General features: G+C 71.1%; 24 protein-coding genes. 9 read left to right on the plus strand and 15 right to left on the minus strand.

The window, feature by feature from the left end; genetic code table 11:
- Positions 1–64: 64 nt before the first annotated feature.
- The gene (locus tag ABZV06_RS11265; RefSeq protein ID WP_355620530.1) at positions 65–817 is read left to right on the plus strand and encodes a Clp protease N-terminal domain-containing protein; all 753 of its coding nucleotides are present in this window, start codon (positions 65–67) and stop codon (positions 815–817) included.
- A 90-nt stretch (positions 818–907) separates the two neighbouring features.
- Complete coding sequence (locus tag ABZV06_RS11270) at positions 908–1423, plus strand: hypothetical protein (protein WP_355620533.1); 516 nt, start codon at positions 908–910, stop codon at positions 1421–1423.
- 9 nt (positions 1424–1432) lie between these two features.
- Here ABZV06_RS11270 and ABZV06_RS11275 read toward each other — a convergent pair whose 3' ends face one another.
- On the minus strand, positions 1433–1951 hold the full coding sequence (locus ABZV06_RS11275; RefSeq protein WP_355232896.1) for a hypothetical protein: 519 nt from the start codon (positions 1949–1951) through the stop codon (positions 1433–1435).
- A 121-nt stretch (positions 1952–2072) separates the two neighbouring features.
- A complete protein-coding gene (locus ABZV06_RS11280) occupies positions 2073–2261 on the minus strand; it encodes a DNA repair protein (protein ID WP_355232897.1) in 189 nt (62 codons plus the stop codon).
- 174 nt (positions 2262–2435) lie between these two features.
- Between ABZV06_RS11280 and ABZV06_RS11285 the strand changes: the two genes are divergently transcribed.
- Positions 2436–3098, plus strand: a complete 663-nt coding sequence (locus tag ABZV06_RS11285) for a GNAT family N-acetyltransferase (protein WP_355620536.1) — start codon at positions 2436–2438, stop codon at positions 3096–3098.
- A gap of 234 nt (positions 3099–3332) precedes the next feature.
- Here ABZV06_RS11285 and ABZV06_RS11290 read toward each other — a convergent pair whose 3' ends face one another.
- The 4 genes from ABZV06_RS11290 to ABZV06_RS11305 form a co-directional block, all read right to left on the minus strand.
- The gene (locus ABZV06_RS11290) at positions 3333–4031 is read right to left on the minus strand and encodes a TetR family transcriptional regulator (protein WP_355232898.1); all 699 of its coding nucleotides are present in this window, start codon (positions 4029–4031) and stop codon (positions 3333–3335) included.
- Positions 3994–4488 carry a DCC1-like thiol-disulfide oxidoreductase family protein gene (locus ABZV06_RS11295; RefSeq protein WP_355232899.1) on the minus strand — a complete coding sequence of 165 codons (495 nt, stop codon included), beginning with the start codon at positions 4486–4488 and terminating at the stop codon, positions 3994–3996. The genes ABZV06_RS11290 and ABZV06_RS11295 overlap by 38 nt, the downstream gene beginning before the upstream one ends.
- A complete protein-coding gene (locus ABZV06_RS11300; protein WP_355233085.1) occupies positions 4485–5102 on the minus strand; it encodes a hypothetical protein in 618 nt (205 codons plus the stop codon). Before ABZV06_RS11300 ends, ABZV06_RS11295 begins: the two co-directional genes overlap by 4 nt.
- 109 nt (positions 5103–5211) lie before the next feature.
- Entirely contained in the window at positions 5212–6666 is a 1455-nt protein-coding gene (locus tag ABZV06_RS11305) for a glycoside hydrolase family 3 N-terminal domain-containing protein (RefSeq protein WP_355232900.1), read from the minus strand.
- A 165-nt stretch (positions 6667–6831) separates the two neighbouring features.
- Here ABZV06_RS11305 and ABZV06_RS11310 point away from each other — a divergent pair, with 165 nt between their 5' ends.
- Positions 6832–8007, plus strand: a complete 1176-nt coding sequence (locus tag ABZV06_RS11310) for an ROK family transcriptional regulator (protein ID WP_355232901.1) — start codon at positions 6832–6834, stop codon at positions 8005–8007.
- Positions 8008–8091: 84 nt separating this feature from the next.
- On the opposite strand, the gene ABZV06_RS11315 is transcribed toward ABZV06_RS11310, so the two are convergent.
- Both ABZV06_RS11315 and ABZV06_RS11320 read right to left on the minus strand, forming a co-directional pair.
- Entirely contained in the window at positions 8092–9105 is a 1014-nt protein-coding gene (locus ABZV06_RS11315; protein WP_355620539.1) for an ABC transporter permease subunit, read from the minus strand.
- Positions 9102–10112 carry an ABC transporter ATP-binding protein gene (locus ABZV06_RS11320; protein WP_355232903.1) on the minus strand — a complete coding sequence of 337 codons (1011 nt, stop codon included), beginning with the start codon at positions 10110–10112 and terminating at the stop codon, positions 9102–9104. The genes ABZV06_RS11315 and ABZV06_RS11320 overlap by 4 nt, the downstream gene beginning before the upstream one ends.
- Positions 10113–10243: 131 nt before the next feature.
- Here ABZV06_RS11320 and ABZV06_RS11325 point away from each other — a divergent pair, with 131 nt between their 5' ends.
- On the plus strand, positions 10244–11086 hold the full coding sequence (locus ABZV06_RS11325) for an ABC transporter ATP-binding protein (RefSeq protein WP_355232904.1): 843 nt from the start codon (positions 10244–10246) through the stop codon (positions 11084–11086).
- Between the two features lie 10 nt (positions 11087–11096).
- The gene (locus tag ABZV06_RS11330; RefSeq protein WP_355620584.1) at positions 11097–11993 is read left to right on the plus strand and encodes a ribokinase; all 897 of its coding nucleotides are present in this window, start codon (positions 11097–11099) and stop codon (positions 11991–11993) included.
- Between the two features lie 92 nt (positions 11994–12085).
- On the opposite strand, the gene ABZV06_RS11335 is transcribed toward ABZV06_RS11330, so the two are convergent.
- The 4 genes from ABZV06_RS11335 to ABZV06_RS11350 form a co-directional block, all read right to left on the minus strand.
- Positions 12086–12991, minus strand: a complete 906-nt coding sequence (locus ABZV06_RS11335) for a cupin domain-containing protein (RefSeq protein WP_355232905.1) — start codon at positions 12989–12991, stop codon at positions 12086–12088.
- Positions 12992–13013: 22 nt separating this feature from the next.
- Positions 13014–13454 carry a hypothetical protein gene (locus tag ABZV06_RS11340; protein WP_355620542.1) on the minus strand — a complete coding sequence of 147 codons (441 nt, stop codon included), beginning with the start codon at positions 13452–13454 and terminating at the stop codon, positions 13014–13016.
- Between the two features lie 63 nt (positions 13455–13517).
- Positions 13518–13763: a DUF397 domain-containing protein gene (locus ABZV06_RS11345; RefSeq protein WP_355232907.1), complete on the minus strand. Its 246-nt coding sequence runs from the start codon at positions 13761–13763 to the stop codon at positions 13518–13520.
- A gap of 131 nt (positions 13764–13894) precedes the next feature.
- A complete protein-coding gene (locus ABZV06_RS11350) occupies positions 13895–14230 on the minus strand; it encodes a hypothetical protein (protein ID WP_355233087.1) in 336 nt (111 codons plus the stop codon).
- A 591-nt stretch (positions 14231–14821) separates the two neighbouring features.
- Here ABZV06_RS11350 and ABZV06_RS11355 point away from each other — a divergent pair.
- Positions 14822–15682, plus strand: a complete 861-nt coding sequence (locus tag ABZV06_RS11355) for a helix-turn-helix transcriptional regulator (RefSeq protein ID WP_355232908.1) — start codon at positions 14822–14824, stop codon at positions 15680–15682.
- A 2-nt stretch (positions 15683–15684) separates the two neighbouring features.
- On the plus strand, positions 15685–15876 hold the full coding sequence (locus ABZV06_RS11360) for a DUF397 domain-containing protein (protein WP_355232909.1): 192 nt from the start codon (positions 15685–15687) through the stop codon (positions 15874–15876).
- 320 nt (positions 15877–16196) lie between these two features.
- Here ABZV06_RS11360 and ABZV06_RS11365 read toward each other — a convergent pair whose 3' ends face one another.
- Positions 16197–16925, minus strand: coding sequence for a hypothetical protein (locus ABZV06_RS11365; protein ID WP_355232910.1), 729 nt, complete (start codon positions 16923–16925; stop codon positions 16197–16199).
- 91 nt (positions 16926–17016) lie between these two features.
- Here ABZV06_RS11365 and ABZV06_RS11370 point away from each other — a divergent pair, with 91 nt between their 5' ends.
- Complete coding sequence (locus ABZV06_RS11370; RefSeq protein WP_355620545.1) at positions 17017–18579, plus strand: alpha/beta fold hydrolase; 1563 nt, start codon at positions 17017–17019, stop codon at positions 18577–18579.
- A gap of 14 nt (positions 18580–18593) precedes the next feature.
- On the opposite strand, the gene ABZV06_RS11375 is transcribed toward ABZV06_RS11370, so the two are convergent.
- Both ABZV06_RS11375 and ABZV06_RS11380 read right to left on the minus strand, forming a co-directional pair.
- Positions 18594–18965, minus strand: coding sequence for a hypothetical protein (locus tag ABZV06_RS11375; RefSeq protein WP_355232912.1), 372 nt, complete (start codon positions 18963–18965; stop codon positions 18594–18596).
- A complete protein-coding gene (locus tag ABZV06_RS11380) occupies positions 18962–19444 on the minus strand; it encodes a DUF6232 family protein (RefSeq protein ID WP_355620548.1) in 483 nt (160 codons plus the stop codon). The genes ABZV06_RS11375 and ABZV06_RS11380 overlap by 4 nt, the downstream gene beginning before the upstream one ends.
- Positions 19445–19646 lie beyond the last annotated feature (202 nt).

Genomic DNA, 19646 nt, shown 5'->3' on the forward strand with positions numbered 1-19646 from the left:
CGTTCGACCGAAACCGTCAACCATGGGTTGACGAGACGGCAGCCGTCAACCTAAGGTTGACGGCATGACCGAACCATTCCAGATGAGCAACTCCGTCAAGCTCGACGACCTGATCCAGGCCATCAAGAAGGCCCACACCGACGCGCTCGACCAGCTCACCGACGCGGTGATCGCCGCCGACCACCTCGGTGAGGTCGCCGACCACCTGATCGGTCACTTCGTCGACCAGGCCCGGCGCTCGGGCGCCTCCTGGACCGACATCGGCCGCAGCATGGGGGTCAGCAAGCAGGCCGCCCAAAAGCGCTTCGTGGCGAAGGGCTCCACCGATGCGGCGGCGCTCGACCCGAACGCCGGCTTCGGGAGGTTCACCCCGCGCGCCCGCAACGTGGTGATGGCCTCGCAGGAGGAGGCCCGGGCCGCCGGAAACCCCGAGATCGGACCCGCGCACCTGGTGCTGGGCCTGCTCGCCGAGCCCGACGGGCTGGCCGCAAGGGTGCTGACCGGTCGGGGCGCCACCCCCGAGGCCGTGCGCGAGGCCGTCGGTGCCGCCCTCCCGCCGAGGTCCGACGACGTCCCCGACCTGATCCCCTACAACGCCGCCGGCAAGAAGGCGTTGGAGTTGACCTTCCGGGAGGCGCTGCGCCTCGGCCACAACTACATCGGCACCGAGCACCTCCTGCTCGCCCTGCTGGAGCAGGAGGACGGGACCGGCGTGCTCACCGATCTGGGCCTGACCAAGGAAGCCGTCGAAGGCGACCTGTCCGCCGCCCTCGCGGCCGTCGTCAAGGCGTCCGCGACCGACGACGAGGCCCGGTAGGGGCCGCACGTCGCCGCCCCCTCGCCTAGCCTCGGGTTGCCGAACGGAGACATGCCGGTGTATCGATGTCGGCGGGACGGGGGCAGTGGAATGCGACGTGCCGACGAACGGATGTCCCGCCGGGGCGCTGGAAATCGGGGGGTGGTGGGCATCCTCGTGATGGTCGCCGCCCTGGCCGGGATGTCGGCCTGTAGCCCCGCGGACAAGCCGGTGCTGGCGGTCCGGGCCGTCGATGGTCGGCCGGTGCTGCTGTTCGCCGAGTGCGCCGTGTTCGAGATGGAGCGGATCAGCGTCTTCACCATCGAGCCCACGCCGGCCGCGAGCTGGACCGTCGACCGCGAGGGCGACGCCGAGGTGACGAGTGTGACCGTCTTCGAACTGCCGCCGGGTTGGACGGTCGACGAACAGACGCTTGTCGCCTTCGATCCCGCCGTCGAATACTCGGCCGCTGCCTACGGCACGCAGCGCGACGCCATCCCCGTCCACTTCACGCTGGACGAGCTGACCGCGCTCGGGCCCGGAGACGTCCTGGTCCCAGAAGCGGCCGGCAAGCGGAAGGCGGTCACCGAGACCGCCTTCCGCAAGCGGGCGAAGAAGACCTGTTGACGTGCCCGTTCAGGAGACGTCGGGGAAGCCGTAGCGCAGGGCGTGCTCCGGATCGGCCGGGTCGATCTGGCGTACGCCCGCGTCGGCGAGCCGCTTGTTGACCTCGTCGAGCTGCTCGCGGACCAGTCGGGCCTCCTCCTCGGTGACCCTGCCCCGGTGCGGCTTGCCGGCGTGTTCCAGCGTGCCGTAGTCGATCTTTTCGACGCTCTTGCGGGCCTTGGGCGGGCGGACCCGCTCGGCCGTCTTCAGCAACTGGGCCATCGGGACGTCGGTGGCCATCGCATCGAACTCGCTTGCGGTGAGGACCACCCGTCGTGGTTCGCCACCACCGTGCCGGTCGTGGATCTCGACCACCGCCACGTCGAGCGCGGCGTCGTCGATGTTCTCCACCTCGCCCGGGGTGGCGTCGAGCTGCACGGGCCCGGCGACCAGGTCCGGGTGCTCCAGGACGACGACACGAACCACCTCGCCGTCCTGCTGCAGAACGGTTCCGGTGAAGTCGGAGACGTGGATCGTCTTCTTGCCCATGCGCGGAGCTTCTCCTGTCGTAGGCCGGGGTGCCGGACCTGGAAGAAATTACCCGACAGGTGTGCGAATACCGTCGCTGGTCCTCCTGCGGTGTGTCGTCCCCGACCACCGGACGAAGGGCTCAGCGCGTGTTGAGACCGTGCCGGCTGAAGCTGCCGACCGGCAGCTCGTTCAATGCCGCCCAGGACAATCCACCCGCCGTGCGGATCATCCGATACCGCGCCTGGGCCGGGACGTCCGCGGCGGCCTCCGCCGCCCGCCAGAGGCGCGTCGGGTGCTGGTGGAGGCGGTCGTTCGGCTGAATCGGCATGCCCATACCGTGGCAGACAAAGGTGTCCAGGTATGGAAATACCTATGACGGTCGATATGACGAGCCGATTCCCAGATCTCGGGCGGCACTTCGCCCTGACGCGATGGCCCGCCCGGTCGGGCGTCCAGGCGTACGGTGATCACGACGTTCGGGGGTGGTGACGGGGAGGTGGGCATGCTCGACCGGCGGTTGCAGCTGCACCTCGCCTCCTGGCTCGGCCAGTGGCCGGCCGGGTCCGGGCTGCACGTGGTCGCCTCGCATCGGCGGGCCGTGCCGGCCTGGGACGGCCGACTGCGTCCGGCCCTCGCCGTGGACACCGGTCAGAGCGCGGTGCTCTCCGTCGCGCCGGACCGCGTCGCCGCGATCCGGGCGTTGATCGAGCGCGCGCCGCAGCGGATGCTCGCGGCACTGCCGGAGACCGTCGGACACCCCGCCTTCTGCCTGCACGACGGCCCGTTCCGCTGGACTCTCTCCCCCGCTGCGCTGCCCGACGTGGGGGAGTGGACCCCGTCGACCGCACCCGGTCTACCGCCCTGGCTGCGGCTGTTCGACAGGCCGGTGCTCGTGGTCCGCGACGCCGACGGCGCCTACCTGGCCGGCGCCGCGATCAAACGTCACGACGCGTACGGACACGAGCTGGCAGTGGGTACCGTGCCGGCGGCCCGGGGTCGGGGCCTCGCGCGTCGGCTGGTGGCGCAGGCGGCACGGCGGGTCCTGGACGAGGGCGCGGTGCCGACGTACCTGCACGAGAGGGACAACCACGCCTCGGCCCGGGTCGCGGATGCGGCGGGCTTCCCGGACCGGGGTTGGCGGGCGTACGGGGTGTATCCGCGCTGAACGGCCCCACGGCTGGGTTCAGTGCGCGGACCGTGGATCCCGGGCCGGATCCACGGTCCGCAACCTGCCCCCAGGCCCCGGCTCTCTCCGAGATCGGCCGCGCCACCGACGCGCCGATCCGATATCGATCACGCTACGTATCGAAACTGCAAGCTGCAAGATGCGAGCTGTCGAGTCGGAGTGTCGAATAGTGGACTTGACCTGCTACGACGCCGGGCGACGCGGATGATCCGGTCAGTGACGCAGCGTGTGGATGAGGTCGACGACCTGTCGCGTCACCGGGCGGAGCACCCGCAGTCGCGACAGCGCCACGAGCCGGTCGATCAACGGCACCACGCCGTCGATCAGCTGCCGGGTCTTCACCTGACCGGGCGAGCGGTCGTGCACCCAGTAGAGGATGACCCCCATGTACCCCAGCCAGAGCAGTTCGGGGAGTTGAGTACGCAACTCCGCGTCGACCTTGGCGGTCGAGCCGGTCAGCACCTCGGCGAACAGGTCGATCGCCGCCAGCCGTGGACCGGACGACTCCGCGGAGAACGGACTGAGCGGTGAGGTCGGTTCCGCCGCCGTCTTGAAGAAGGTCGCCGCGAACTCGTGCGACGGGGTGAGCACGTCGACGGCGGCGTGCAGCACCCCCGCCAGCCGGGCGGCGAACGCCTCCTCCCGGTCGAGCACCGGTTGGGCTCTGGCCCGGAGCTCGGCCTGGGACTGTGCGTAAAACTCCTGGATCAGGTGGTCCTTCGAACCGAAGTAGTAGTACGCGTTGCCCACCGCCACGCCGGCTTCCTGCGCGATCGCCCGCATCGTGGTCTGGGCGTAGCCACGCTCGCGGAACAACCGCATCGCGGTGTCCCGGATGAGCTGCCGGGTCTGCTCGCCCCGGGCGGTCGCAGGCTCACCCGCAGTGGTCGTCGGCGCAGGTTGCTCGGTCATCGAGGTCACGGTATCCCGCCGGCTCGTCGATCGGCTCGGCCCACGGATCGCGAACCCGCTCCCGGATCGCCGAGGCGGCCGCCACCACCTGCCGGGCCAGCGGCAACAGGTGTGGCTGGGACAGCCGCTCGGCCGCCGACCGGTGGTCGGCCAGCGCCCAGAGGCAGGCGAACCACGCGCCGTCGCCCGCGTACACCTCGCCGGTGTCGGCCACGACGGTCAGGTCACGCAGCGTCGCGTCGTGGTCCAGGCCGGGGAAGCGCCGCCGGGCCTCGGTCGAGCCGGCCGGCACGAACTCCAGGGGTACGAGTTGGGCGCGGGACGCGAGCCACCGGCGCGCGGCGCGGCAGAGCGGGCAGTTCGCGTCGAAGAGGACGGTGAAGGCCCGGATCCCACCACCCCCGAACGCGGTGGGATCCGGAGTCTGGGAGGACCCGCTGACAGGCGAGGCGGTCATCGGGCCGGAGACCCGGTGCCCGGCCCGTCGGCACCGGGCGGTGCGGTGCCGGGCTGTGCGGTGCCGGGCTGTGCGGTGCCGTGTGGTGCGGTGCTGGCCTGTGCGGTGCCGTGTGGTGCTGGGGTGCCGGGCTGCGGTCCGACCGGGTAGGGGCCGGCCGGGTAGGGGCCGGCCGGGTAGGGGCCGGTCGGGTAGGGGCCGGCCGGGTGGGCGCCGTACGGCGCGGGTGGCACGGGGAGTCGACCGATCGGCGCGATGGGCGGGTGCGTGGCGAGCTGACGGAGCCGGTTGCGGCGGTAGCGGCCCAGCGCGAAGACGTTGAAGAAGTGCAGCGCGCCGAGGACCAGCAGCACCAGGCCGATCTTGAGCGACAGCTCCTCCATCGCCTGGCTCGTCGACGAGACCGAGTCGCGGTGCTTCATGGCGACCGTCACGTAGCCGAGGTTGAGCAGGTAGAAACCGACCACGAGCAGGCTGTTGACCGCTGCGGCCAGCCGTTCGTCGGCGAAGACCTCTTCGAGGAAGACCAGCCCGTTGCGGGACAGCGCCCGCGCCACCCAGATCGTCAGGCCGATGCTGACCGCGAGGTAGACCAGGTACATCCAGACCTTCATGTCCACGTGGAAGCCTCCTTTGAACATGTTCAACCGCTGACGGCATCAGCGTAGATGAGTAATTGAACGCGTTCAAGAGAGGGGCACCCACGATTGTGGTCGCTCCGACTCAGCCCGCCAGGCCGAGCGCCTCCGCAGCCGCCCGACCGTTGGCGTGGCTCGCGCCGTACGTGGTGACGAACGCGCGTACGCCGGTGGGTCGCCACGCCGCCGGCCAGCCCATCTCCACGACGGTCACCGGGTGCACGGCGGCCAGGGCGTCGATCAGCTCCGGACCGCCGGGCAGCCGGTGCAGATGGCGACCGACCAGCACGATCGGCCGATCCCCGGCCAGTTCGCGTACGGCCGCCTGATCGGTCTCGCTGGCGACCACGCGGATCTCGCGTGCGCCGTCGAGGTGTGGGCCGAGTCCCCACGGCACCCGCCCCTCGGCCATCGTGGACTCGGTGTGCACCTGCACCACCAGCGGCTGTTCCAGGCCGGTGAGCAGCCCCTCTACGCGTACCGCCCGGCGTGCCACCGCGTACCCCAGATCGGGCTCGGGGTCTGCCGGCGACCCGCCCGCGGCCCGGGTCCAGGCGGCGAGCGCGGCGGCGCGGCCGGCCGCCTCCTCGACCCTGGCGATCGGCAGCCGGCCGTCGCTGGTCGCCTCGGCGATCTCGGCGGCCACGCGCTCGACCAGCGCGGCGTCCACCTGCGCGCCGATGCAGAGCAGGTCGGCGCCGGCCGACAGCGCCCGCACGGCAGCCGGCCCGACGCCTCCGGCGGCCACCGCCGCGCCCTTCATCTCCAGGGCGTCGGTGATCACCGTGCCGGTGAAGCCGTACTCGTCGCGCAGCAGGTCGACCAGGACGGCCCGGCTGAAGGTGGCCGGACCGTCGCCGGTCAGCGCCGGCACCCGGATGTGCGCGGTCATCACGGCCTGGGCGCCGGCGGCGACGACCGCGGCGAACGGCGGCAGGTCGCGTTGGCGGAGCAGCTCCAGCGGAACGTCCACCGTGGGCAGCTCGTGGTGGGAGTCGGTGACTGTCGCGCCGTGGCCGGGGAAATGCTTGGCGCAGGCGGCGACACCGGCGGCCTGGAGGCCGCTGACGGCGGCGGCCGAGTGCGCGGCCACCAGGAGCGGATCGGCGCCGAACGAGCGGGTGCCGATCACCGGGTTGTCGTCGGCGGTGTTCACGTCGACGGTGGGGGCCAGGTTGACGGTGATGCCGAGCGCGGCCAGTTCCGCCCCGATCGACCGGTAGACCCGGCGGGTGAGCGCCACGTCGCCGACCGCGCCGAGGGCGGCGTTGCCGGGGTACGGGCTGCCGGTGGCGTGGGCCAGCCGGGTCACGTCGCCACCCTCCTCGTCGATGGCGAGCAGCACGTCCGACCGGCCGGCGCGCAGTGCCGCGGTGCTCGCCGCCACCTGTGCGGGGTCGTGCACGTTCGTGCCGAACAGGGTGTGCCCGGCAAGCCCGTCGGCCACCAGGTCGACCGCCCACTCCGGCGGGACCGCTCCCGGGTACGCGGCGAGCAACGTGCCCAGCGCGAGCCGGCGCAGTCCTGGATCGAGCCCCACGAGATCTCCCCCTTCGCTCCCCGTGGATACGAACGTGTACCCGCGGTGGTCGGCACCCTGCCGGGTCGGCCGAGCGCTCTGCCTCCGGGCGGCCGTTACGCTACGGCTACCCGTTCGCAGGTCGGTTTACAGTTAGCAAAGTTTACTAAAACTAGAGGACGTGGCATGAGTGCGACCAGGCTGCCCGGCACACCCCGCCTGTTGCGGGCGCTCAACGATCGTGCGGCGCTGGAACTGCTCCTCGAGCGTGGACCACTCACCCGGGCGCGCCTCGGCGAACTGACCGGCCTGTCCAAGGTCACCGCTTCGCAACTCGTCGAGCGTCTCGAGGAGCGCGGCCTGGTCAGTCGGGTCGGCGAGCAGGCCGGCGGTCGGGGGCCGAACGCCCAGCTCTATGCCGTGCGCCCGAGCAGCGCCCACGTCGTCGGGGTGGACGTCGGGCCGGACCGGGTGGTGGCCGCCTGCGCCGACATCACCGGCGCCGTCATCGGCCGGGTGGAGCAGTCGACGCGCGACACCGACGATCCCGTGGGCGTGGTGCACAACGCGGTGGTGCAGGCCGCCAGCAGCGCGCAGGCGCAGCTCAGCAGCGTCCGACGAATCGTGCTCGGCACGCCGGGCCTGGTCGACCCGCAGACCGGCGACATCACCTTCGCCTTCAACCTGCCGCGCTGGCACAGCGGTCTGCTCGCCGCGCTGCGGGACGACCTGCACACGCCGGTGGTCTTCGAGAACGACGTCAACCTGGCGGCGGTGGCCGAGGCGCAGTCCGGCGCCGCACAGGGCGTGGCCGACTTCGTCCTGGTCTGGGTGGGCGCCGGCGTCGGCCTGGCGATCATGCTGGGTGGACGACTGCACCACGGCAGTAGTGGCGCGGCCGGAGAGATCGGCTACCTGCCGGTGCCCGGCGCGCCCATCCCGCGCGACGTCTCGCGGCGCGCCAAGCCCGCCTTCCAGCAGGTCATCGGCGGCGACTCGGTACGCGCGGTCGCCCGCGAACACGGCTTCTCCGCACCGGACGCCGCCGGAGCGGTGCGTGCGGCGGTCGCGGCCGGCGCGGACGGTGGCCCGATGCTCGACGAGTTGGCCCGCCGGCTCGCGCTCGGTGTGGCCAGCACCTGCGTGGTGCTCGACCCACCGCTGGTCGTGCTGGCCGGCGAGGTCGGCCAGGCCGGCGGCGCGGCGCTCGCCGACCGGGTGCAGCGGGAGGTCGCGGCGATCACCCTGGTCCGGCCCCGGGTGTTGCCCACCGGCCTCACCGAGGAGCCGATCCTGCGCGGCGCGCTGCGGACGGCGCTGAACGCCGTCCGCGACGAGGTGTTCGGCTCCACCGTCGGCTGAGCCCGCTGGGGCGGTCATGTGAAGGAATATTTCACCGCTAACCGCCCGGCTGCAAGCTCTTGCCGCCGGGCGGCCGCTGCCCCCTCAGTTCAGATCACGGCGGCGGAAGGCGGCGAAGGCCAGCACGGTCAACCCACCGGCGATCACGAGCAGCACCGCCAGCGACGGTCTCCAGGTCAGGGTGTAGAAGCCGTCGCAGGACACCCCACTGACGTTGCGCCGGCAGAGTTGGGCATCCCAGATCCGCACCTCGCCGTCGAGCCACGCCCCGATGTACGTCGAGAGCATCAGCTGTTCCGGCCGCCGGGCGTCGACGATCGCCAGCACCAGCCGCGCGCCGAGCTCCCACACCACCGCGTACGCGGCGACCACTCCGAGCGCCGCCGACGTGTGCCGGCCCAGCGTCGCGATGGCGAAACCCGACGCGGTGGCCAGCAGCACCAGCACCAGACCACGGCCGTGGATGGCGCCCAGCGAACTCCAGAAGTCACCGCCGAGCTGCCCGGCAAGCCCGGCGGTCTGCCCGATCACCCAGAAGGTGGCCAGGTAGGCCACCGAGGCCACCACCGCCAGCGCCAACATGGCAGCCAGCAGGGTGCCCAGCTTCGTGCCCAGCACCGTCAACCGGCGTGGCCGCCACAGCAGCAGGTTCACCACCCCACCGGAGTTCAGGTCTGCCCCGATGTACGAGGCGCCGACCAGGAAACCGAACAGCACCAGGAACGCGATGAGGAAGAACAGCAGCGGCTTGGCCTGCTCGGCGAAGTTGAACACCCCCGACAGGTAGTCGGACGCGATCGGCAACCGGTCCTGCAGGGCCGGGTCCATGTCCGAACAGTCGGCGGGCAGGTATTCCTGAGTGTCGGGGGTCGAGATCCCGTCCCGCTGGGCCAGGCACTGCTGGTAGCTGACCTCCATGTTCTGCCGCGCCTCGATGGCCTGCTGCCGCGCCGAGGAGAGTTCGTCGGCGCTCGGCCGATGCGACCCGGCCAGCGTGGTCGCGGCCGTGATGCCGAACGCCAGCACCAACAGGACGATCATGAGCTGCACGAAGCGGCGTGCGGAGAGCCGCTCCAACTCGGCCCGGACCAGGTTCACGCGTCCACTCCCCGTACGTCGAGATCGATCACCGGGGTGCCGTCGGCACCCCTGGGCCCCGCCGCCTCGTCGACCTGGCGGGGCACCGAGGGGTGTTCGCCGGCCCCGGTCAGCTCCAGGAAGACACTCTCCAGGTCGGGCCGAAGCGGCGTCAGCTCGGCCACCCACAGGCCCTGCTCACCGAGGACGCGGCTGATGGCCGTCGGGTCGGTCGTCCCGCTCACCACCAGCGCCGTACCGTCGGCGACAGCCGTCAGGTCCGCCGTGCGCAGCAGGTCGGCCGCCCGCTCCGGCTCGTCCACCCGGACCAGGAACTCGTGCCGGTCATGACCCGCCAGCACCTCGTCCACCCGGCCGGCCGCCACCCGCCGCCCCCGCGAGATGATCGTGACGTGGTCGCAGATCAGTTGGATCTCGCCCAGGATGTGGCTGGACACCAGCACGGTCACCCCGGCCGCCGAGAGCGACCGCATCAGGTCGCGCATCTCGCGGATGCCCGCCGGATCGAGGCCGTTGGCCGGCTCGTCGAGGATGAGCAGCCGCGGGTCCTTCAGCAGCGCGGACGCCACCGCGAGGCGCTGCTTCATGCCCAGCGAGTAGCTCTTCACCCGGTCGTCGCCCCGGTCGCGCAGACCCACCAGGTCCAACGCCTCGTCCACGCGGGAGATCGACACCCCACCGGCGCGGGCCAGCAGCCGGAGCGTACGACGGCCGGTGAAGTTGCCGAAGAACTGCGGGCTCTCCACGATGGCGCCGACCTGACCCGCCACCCGGGGCAGCAGCTCCGGCGACGGCTCGCCGAGCACGCTCATCCGCCCGCCGTCGGCACGGACCAGCCCGAGTAGGGCGCGCAGCGTGGTGGTCTTACCGGAGCCGTTGGGCCCCAGGAACCCGTGGATCTGTCCGGCCTCGACCAGCAGGTCGAAGCCGTCGACCGCCACCCTGTTGCCATTGCGCACGCTGCGGAAGGTCTTGCGCAGACCCTCGATCTCGATGACCGCGCTCATCCGCGCGGCTCCCAACCTCGACCGGGCATGGGCCGTCCCTCGGGTGTGGTGATCAACGACACGGTGCCTCACCCTATGGCCAGAGCCCCGCCCATGGGGGGCGCGCGGGCGCTGCGTGGTTGGATGGTCCGGTGACTGGTGACCTGATCCCCGGCGCTGCCGGCGCCGCGCCTGCCGCCGCACCCGTGGACCCGGATCTGGTGGTCAGCCTCGACAGCGTGGGCGTACGCCGCTCCGACAACCCCCTCTTGCAGGACCTGACCTGGCGCGTCGAGCTGGACGAGCGCTGGGTGGTGCTCGGCCCCAACGGCGCGGGCAAGACCACCCTGCTCAACCTGGCGGCCGGCCGGCTGCACCCCACCACCGGCGTCGCGTACGTCCTCGGTGAGCGCATCGGCCGCACCGACGTCAACGAGCTGCGCACCCGCATCGGCCTCGCCACCGCCGCGCTCGCCGCGTCCGTGCCGGCCGACGAGCAGGTCAGTGACGTGGTCGTCACCGCCGCCTGGTCGGTGGTCGGGCGCTGGCGGGAGAGTTACGAGCACGGCGACGTGGCCCGGGCGCGGGCACTGCTCAGCCAGCTCGGTGTCGGCAATCTCGCCGAGCGTCGCTACGGCACCCTCTCCGACGGCGAACGTAAGCGCGTCCAGATCGCGCGGGCACTGATGACCGACCCGGAGCTGCTGCTGCTCGACGAGCCCACCGCCGGGCTCGACCTGGGTGGCCGCGAGGACCTGGTCTCCCGGTTGGCCGAGCTGGCGTACGACCCGGACGCCCCCGCCATGGTGCTCGTCACCCACCACGTGGAGGAGATCCCGCCCGGGTTCACCCACGCGCTGCTGCTGCGCGAGGGCGCGGTCGTCGCCCAGGGCCTGCTCGCCGACACGTTGACCGGCGACAACCTCTCCAAGACCTTCGGTCTGCCGCTGGTGGTCGAGCGCTCCGGCGACCGCTACACCGCGCGCGCCGCCTGAGCGGGTGACCGTGTCGCAGACCCGGGTGGCGGTGGTGGGCAGCGCCAACATGGACCTGGTCGCGATGGCCCCGTCGCTGCCCCGGCCGGGCGAGACCATGCTCGGCACCGACTTCGTGATGGTGCCCGGCGGCAAGGGCGCCAACCAGGCCATCGCCGCCGTCCGTGCCGGGGCCTCGTGCGCGTTCCTCGGCGCGATCGGCTCCGACGCGTTCGGCGTGACGCTCCGCGCCCGCATCACGGCGGCCGGCGTGGACACCGGTCACCTGCGGGTGGTGTACGGCACGTCCGGCGTGGCGCTCGTGCTGGTCAACGCCCAAGGGGAGAACGCCATCGTGGTCACCCCGGGGGCGAACGACACGCTGGTCGGCCTCACCGACGAGGAGCTGGCCACGGTACGCGGTGCCGACGTCCTGGTCGCCCAGCTGGAGATCCCCGTGCAGACGGTGACCGCCGCCGCGTTGGCCGCCCGCGCCGCCGGCACCCGGGTGGTCCTCAACGCCGCACCCGCCCGGGATCTCCCGCCGGAACTGCTCGATGCGGTTGACCTGCTGATCGTCAACGAGGGCGAGGCGCACGCGTTCACCGGTCGCGGCCGCGAGGAGCCGAGGGCCCTGCTCGACCTGGTGCCCCGCGCGGTGCTCACCCTCGGTGACGCGGGCGCCTGGTACGTGGACCGGGAGGGCGTCGAGGTGCACGTACCCGCCGTCCAGGTCGACGTCGTCGACTCCACGGCGGCCGGCGACGCGTTCACGGCCGCGTTGGCGGTCGGCTGGGGCGAGGGGCGGGACGTCGTCGACGCCGTACGCTGGGCGGCGGCGGCCGGCGCGGCCTGCGTACGCAAGCTCGGCGCCTCGGTGGCGCTGCCGCAGCGGAGCGAGATCGACGCGTTGTACTCGCCGGGCTGAGCCGTCGTCGAGCGCCGCGAGCTCCGCCAGGCCGTACGGGGTGTGCAGGCAAGCGGGCCAGCCTCGATGAGGCTGGCCCGCTTCACTTCGGCTCACAGCATGGCGTGGCTGGTTTCCTGCTGAGCAGCGCGCCGCAGCGCCCTCGACATCTCCTCAACGTTCAGCCCAGAGAGGTAGTCGATTAGAAGTGACCGCGTCTGCTCGACTGTCGTGGGCATGGTCGCAGGGCCGAGCCCTGAAGGCGGGATGACGGCGCGGAAGCGGGGGTCGTTGATCGCACTGCCAACCAACCGTTCGGCGACCCACAGCGGCACGCGCTCCTTCAGCACGAAGGTCAGGTGCACGCTGGTCTCGACGGCATTCCGCGAGTGCGGGTTGTGCACCCAGCCTCGCGGCAGCACGAGGATGTCACCGGGGATCAACTCGACCGTTTGGTACGGGCCATCCTTCTGCCACTGCTTGACCCAGCCGTCCTGCCACAGGTTCGTCGACATCAAGTGGTCGCGGTAGGGCGCGTCGACCTTGGGCTTGAACAGCTCCCAGGTCTTCGTCCCCTGGAGTTGCACCACGATCCCGAGGTACTGGTCCCAGTGGTAGTCGAGGCCCTGCTTGCTCGGCGGTGTGATGAAGGCCGTGACGTATCCCGGGCAGCCGGTCTCTGCCTGGATGCCCGTACAGACTGCGCTCAGGGGCGGGAACCACCGATTCAACTCGCGGAGCTGGATGGTGCAACCCTGGTCGAGCAGGAGTTGGACGGAGGCTGGGGCAACCCGGTCATCGGCGGTAAAGCGGGCCGGGTGCAGCCCTTCGCCCCGATGGAACACGTTCACGTAGCTGCTCGGCGCGCAGCCGGCGTCGAGGAAGCCTCGGATCGTCTGCGCGTTGACTTCCGGTCGGATCGGGCTGCCGCTCGGCAGCTTCAGCGTGTACGGGTGCTCGGGCCACTCGCTGAGAACGATATTGGCGGCCTCGTGGCCGAGGATCATTTCGAGGGACATGTGCTTCTCCCATGAGCGAAAGTCAGTTCGGTGGGAGGGGGCAAGGCGTCCTGGTGTGGTGGCGGTGCGGGCAGCAGATGACCGCGTACTCGATGGTCCTGTTGCCGCTCAAGCTGAGCGTGTACTGCCAGATGGCATCGGCTCCACCCGCCAGACCTGAATGGGTGTGCTCGATGCGGGCGGCCTCGTCCAGATAGCTGAGCGCCGAGTCGGGTGGCTGCTGGGCATAAAGTCTCGTCAGCCAGCCCAGCGCTCCCTGCACGTCGGTCCAGGTCCGCTCCTGCGCCGTCTGAAGGCGGCGCAGAAGGTAATAGCCGGTCTCCAGCGGTGGCACCGTGGCCCGGAGGAACGTGTCGCCCGCCGTGGTGCCGGCGATGCCGGGTCGTCGTTCATGATCGTGCTCCCGGCTGAAGAACTGGTGTGGACCGGTCCACGGCCCGTAACCGTGCCAATGGTGCGTCACCAGCGTCATTGTTCCCCCTGAGTACGGGCTGGCCGCGTAGCGCACGCGGCCAGCCCTGGTCGATCAGACGATCTCGCCGGCCTGGTACGCGGCGAAGAAGCTGTCCAGCTCGTCGTGGGTGAACCGCAGGGTCGGCGTGTCGGCACCGAGCTTCGAGTCACCCAGGATGATGGCGTCCTCGCTGCCCGGCAGGATGGCGGCTGCGACGCAGCTCTCCATCGTGTTCGTGATGCCGCCTCCGCAGAGCTTGCGCAGGTTCACGCCGGAGGCGTCGACCTCGTACAGGTCGAGCGGCTGTTCGATCGCCATGAGACGATCTCCTTTCGGTGTACTGCCATGCGGGGATTCGGTCCCCGCGCCGGTGGCGCACCTTCACCCCGGTCTGGTCGTCTGCTTTCCACGGGAGGCGGCCAGGCCGGGCGTCTCGGGGTGGTGGGAACCTATGCGCCGCTGGCCAGGTTGGGGTGCTCGGCGGCGTCCTCGCGGAACGGTCTCCAGGACACGAAGCGCGCGAACAGCTCGCTCGGGCTAGGGCCGTCGTGTGGATTCAGGCGGTAGAGATCTCTCGTGGCCTCGTAGTACAAGCCGGCCAGGTAGATCGTGAGGCCGGGGACGTTGTACTCGAATTCACGCCTCAGCCTGAGCCTGGCCTCCGGGCAGGGCCACTGCTGGCCATCAGCCCGGCAGAACCACATCGGGCGCAGTGGGGTGTGCGGCTTCTCCTCGCCATGCGCCCGGGGGCGGTCTGCCTTCGGGCCAGCGAGCGGCGGATGCATCTGCGTGGTGAGGGTGCTCATGCGTCATCTCCTGCCTGCGGGTCACCAGTTCGGCGGCCAGCGTCCAATTGATCTGCGTCGGCTCGTTCCATAAGGGGTTGAAGGGCGGTATGGGACCGGCAGTAGGTGGCGTGCCCTGGCCACCTACTGGCTGCTCAGGTGCGCTCGCTGCCTGCTTGCGGCCGGTGCGGCAGGAGGGGCACGCACACTTCCGACCACCGGGGAAGCGTCTCGATCGATGCGGTCTGTGCCGTGGAAGGACCAGGTCGGCGTCGTCATCGCTGAGCATCGCGCCCCTCCTGCCTGCTGAGGGAGCCCAGGCCGCGACCTACTCATCCCCTCCACGACCTGAACCCCGAATCCTGTGTGCGGGCCGCTCCACCACGGGGGAGGTGGGGCGGCCCCGGCGAACCCGCAGTAGCCCATTCACTGTGGAGCGAGTTCGCTTGAGGACACTCTCCGTCGCCGAGCGTGATCGGGCAATGATTTACGATGACACATGTCATTCTGGTTGTCCCATTCCCGCGAACCAGCGAGAATCAGTCGCAGAATCGATGGATGGCTTGCTCCAATCTGAGACAAGGGGGCCGCATGACCCATGCGGGGTCTTCCATACCGCGCAGACAACTCGGGCGGTATCTGAAGCAGGGCCGCGAAGAGGCCGGACTTTCCCTGGAAGCTGCCGGCGAGGCGCTGGAGTGGTCTCGGTCCACCATGTACCGGATCGAAGGCGGCGGCTCAGCGGTCAAGGCACGCGACGTGATGGCCATGTGCGTGCTGTATGGCATGTCCGCCGAGATGACATCGGCGCTGATCGCGCTGGCCGCTGAGACCAAGGCGAACGGCTGGTGGCACGCCTACGGCGACACCTTGCCGACCTGGTTTGAGCTGTACGTCGGGATGGAATCGGCAGCGTCGCGCCTGCGGCACTGGGAGCCGGACTCGCTTCCTGGGCTACTTCAGACGCGGGCCTACGCCGAACACCTGCTTCGGTCGCACCCGGAGCTGAAGGAGCAGGAAGTCGGACGCCTGGTCGAGCTCCGCATGGAGCGCCAGAAGATCCTCAAGCGAAGGCACCCGGAGCCTCCACGCCTGGAGGTCATTGTGGACGAGAGCGTGTTGCGCCGGCCGTTCCCTGCCATGGCGGACCAGCTCAGCCACCTTCACAACCAGGTAGCCGCGGAGATCGCGACGATCCGCATCGTGCCCCGGGTCGCGCCGCCCAACTACGCCTTGACCGGCGGTGGTTTCGTCATGTTGGAATTTCCATCTATCGGAATCCGAACACCGGAGCCCACGACGGTATACAGCGAGTCACTGACTGGCGCTTTATATCTCGACAAGCCAGCAGAGGTTGCGGCTTACTCTGTGAGGTGGAGAGCGCTCGAAGGTCTGTCGCTCGATGCGGACCGATCGGCCGACCTATTAGCCACGATCGCCAAGGAGATGTAGCAATGAGTAACCTAACCGGAGCCGTGTGGCGCAAGAGCAGCCGCAGTGGGGGCAACGGCGGGCAGTGCGTGGAGGTGGCCGACAACCTCTCCGGCATCGTCGGTGTGCGGGATAGCAAGGACCAGTCCGGCCCGGCACTCACGTTCGACCCGCAAGCCTGGAAGGCGTTCGTCAGCTTCGCCAAGCAGTCCTGACGGAACGCAGAGAAGGCCCCTCAGCGTGATGGCGGATGCTGGGGGGCCGTCGTCGTTGCGGGTTGTCTTCGCCTGCCGGCCGGCGCTTTGGTAGCGGGCAGGCCCCGGTTGCACAGTTCGCCTTGATGCCGTCCGCCGCCCGGCTCACCTTGGCGATGCGGTACTGGCCCTCGGGCACGTTGGCCGTGAAGCTGACCACTGCCGGTGGAGACGGAGAGCGGACTGACCCGCCGTCCCGTCGACGACCTGACCGCACCGACGGCGGCGATCACCTGCGACTGCTGATCCGGCCACCCGGCCCGCCCGGACCGGGCGCGGGTTCAGCCGAGGGGTTCGTCGCTCAGCTTCTCGCCCCGCCGGCGCAGCATGCCGAGGCCGGGGATGCCGGCCACGGCGAGCTTGAGGTCACGGGTGACGTCGAGCAGGTCGTGCAGGTCGGGCCCCACCCGGTCCAGGGTCGCGAGGATCGGCAGGATGTCGGCCGTCAGGTGCTCCTTGAGCTTGGGCAACTCGTCGATCAGGTGGATCGCCGCCGTGATCTCCTCGTGGCTCAACTCCTCGACGAACTTGCCGGCCATCGGTGCGGCCCGCCGCAGCGCCGGCTCGTACGCCGCCAGCAGTTCCGCCGCCGTGGTCGCGGCCCGCGCGGCCGTGTCCACGGTGACCGCGGCGGTGCCGGCCACCACGTCGGCCTCGGCGACCACCGTTCCCGCGACACGGGCGACCTTCTCGGCCTCGTCGACCACCACTGCGGCGGCCGTGGCCACCTCGGTGGCCGTGTCGATGGCGGTGGTCGCGGCGGCGCTGATCACCGCCACCTCACGGACCGCCGCCTCGGCGTCGGTGAGTACCTCGTCGGTCCGGTCCAGGGTCGTCTCGATCCGATCCACCACGCCGTTGATCCTGGTCAGCAGGGCCTCAACGCCGTCCAGCACGGCGAACGCGCGGGCGGGCACGGCGGCGAACGAGGCCGCCGAGCCGAGCGCCTGGTCGAGAGCGAAGCGGGTCAGGCCGACCACCGCGGTGGGTGTGGGGAGGGGAAGTGCCATGAGGCCAAGTGTGCGTCGGTCCTGCCACAACCGCTCGTTCGCGGCTGCCGGGTGCGGTCCGGGGCGGGGCGCGCGGCGGTAGGGTGCCGGCATGTCGGCCGCCCCGCCGCGCCACCCGCCGAGAACCCGGACCGTCGTCCTGCTTGCCGTGCTCGCGGCGGTCGCCGCCGCGCTCGGCACGGCGGTGCTGGTACGCGCCGACGCCGGCCTCACCGTGCGGCAGGTCACTGTCGACGCCGTACCGATGACCGAGGTACGCGGCGGCCCGCCGAACCCGGACGCCCGGCGACCCGGCGTGGTGATCGCGCACGGCTTCGCCGGCTCGGCGCGGCTGATGCGTCCGATCGCCGACACGGTCGCTCGTCGAGGAGCGGTCGCCCTGCTGATCGATTTCGCCGGGCACGGCGCCAATCCGGCCGGACTCGGTGCCGGGACGTCACCCGCGACGCTCGCCGCCAACCTGGACGTCGCCGTCGGACACCTGCGATCCCAGCCGGACGTGGACCCGGCCCAGATCATGCTGGTCGGCCACTCGATGGGCGCGGGCGCGGTCACCCGGTACGCGGCCGAGCACCCGGAGATCGCCCGCACCGTGGCGATCTCGCTGCCCGAGGCTGGCGAACTGCCCCCGGGACGACCGACCGAGCTCCTGTTGATCGTGGGCGGCGCGGAGTTCCCCGCGTTCCGGCGAGCAGCCGACGACGCCGCGAAACGGGGCGTGACGGTGGGCCGCCGCCCGGCCGCGGTGGTGCCCGGGGTGGAGCACATCTCGGTGCTCTTCGCTCCGCGTACCCACGAGGAGATCGCCGACTGGCTGCCCAGCATGGACGGGAACGCACCACCCCGACCGTTCGACCGCCTCGCCGGAGCGGCGCTGCTCGTGTTCGCGTTCGCCGTCGGCGTCGTCCCGGTGGCGGCTCTGTTCCTGGGCCGGCGGACCGCCGTGACGCTCTCGCCGGCACGGCGGTCTGCCGTGGCGCTGCCGTCGGGTCGGCCGGTTTCGAGTGCGACGGCGCTGCGGGGTTTCGTCCTTCTCGGGCTGGCCGTCCTCGCCGGAGGGTTCGGGGCGGCCGTCGCGGCGATCCTGCCGACCAACCGCCTGCCACTCGCGGTTGGCGGACACGTCAGCGGCTTCCTGCTGGTCACGGGCATCCTGACGATCGGCGGTCACCGCTGGCTGCCCGCCGCGACACGCGCGCCGGAGATCGCCGACGAGCCGGTCGCCAGCCAGACACCGGCACGGGCCATCCGCGCGGCGCTGGCGCTGGCGGCGTACGCGATTCTCGCCGTGGCGCTGCCGATCCACCTCGGGCTGACCTCGGCGCGGCCGGTCGGTGCCCGCTGGTGGTTGCTTCCGCTGGTGCTGGGCGCGTGCCTGGTGTTCCTGCTCGGCGTCGAGCGGATAGCGGCGGGCCGGACGTGGCGTCGCCTGCTGGTCGTCGCGGTCACCGTGGTCGTGCTGAGCACGTCGGCGGTGGTCGGCCTGGCGCCCGGGTTCGTGCTGCTGGTGGTGCCGCTGTTCGCCGTGCTGCTCGGCTGGTACGTGCTGTGGGCCGCCGTGCTCGGTCGGTACGCGCCCGGGCGCTGGCTGCCGGCAGTCGTCGGCGCGGCGCTGCTGGGCTGGCCGATCGCCACCACGCTGCCGTTGACCTGACCGGCGGGGCGGCTCTACCGCGCGGCGCTGGCGACGCGCAACGCCCACCAGATCAGCGGTACCTGCATCGGCACCCGCCCGTAGGCGATCGCCCGTCTCGCCGGCCGCCGGTGCCGCCAGTCCACCGCCATCTTGACGTTGGCCGGCAGGACGGCGACGAACAGCGCGGCGGCGGCTCGGCCACCTGTCCGCCGGGTGGCCGGGTACGCCACCGCCGCGGCCACCGCCAGTTCCGCGAACCCGCTGGCGTACGTCCAGAGGCGGGCCGGACCGGGCAGCGTACGCGGCACGATCGGGTCGTAGTAGCCGGGGCGCAGCAGGTGGGTGACGCCGGCCGTGGCGAGCAGCCCGGCGAGGGCGACGGCTTCACCGCGTCGGGTGGTCATCGATGGTCCCCCTGCTGTTCGACGGCACGCTGCACGGCCCGGTAGATCTGCCCGAACCGTAGCGCGTCCGGCGTGCGCAGGAGCATGTGCTCCTGACCGTGGTGCTGCACCCACAGCTCGTGCACGTGGCTGCCGCGCTCGTAGGAGCGGTCCAGCCAACCGAGGGGGATCTCCAGGAAGGGCGCCAGCGCCAGAGCCCCCACCGCGCAGGCGGCGAGGATGATCAGCGCCAACTGCCAGTTGCCCCGGTCCTGCGCGGACCACGCCAGCGAGACCACGCAGACCAGTGCCACGAGGGGTGGCAGCGACAGCAGCAGGACCAGTACGCCGCGTCCCAGCACCCGTCCGCGTACGGCGAGGGTCTTCGGCCCTCGTTGATGCCAGACGAACGTCACGTCGCGCAGGGCGATCACCTGACCGCCCGCCCGGATCGACTCGGATGTCACCTGCACCGCGTCGTCCCGGTAATAGAGGGTCATCACTAAGCCTAACCACCGCCAGGCAACCCCGCGCCCCCGCCCCGCACGCCCGCCGCGCCCCTGCCTCGCCCCTGCCTCGTCGATCTTGCACTTTCTGCTGCGACATAAAGGGGCATAGCAGTTGCTTTTGACAGCAGAAACTGCAAGATCGGCGGGGGAGAGGGCGGGGGAGGGGGAGAGGGAGAGGGCGGGGTGCGGGGGA

It is taken from the genome of Micromonospora sp. NPDC005172, from assembly GCF_040608555.1.
Taxonomy (GTDB): Bacteria; Actinomycetota; Actinomycetes; order Mycobacteriales; family Micromonosporaceae; genus Micromonospora.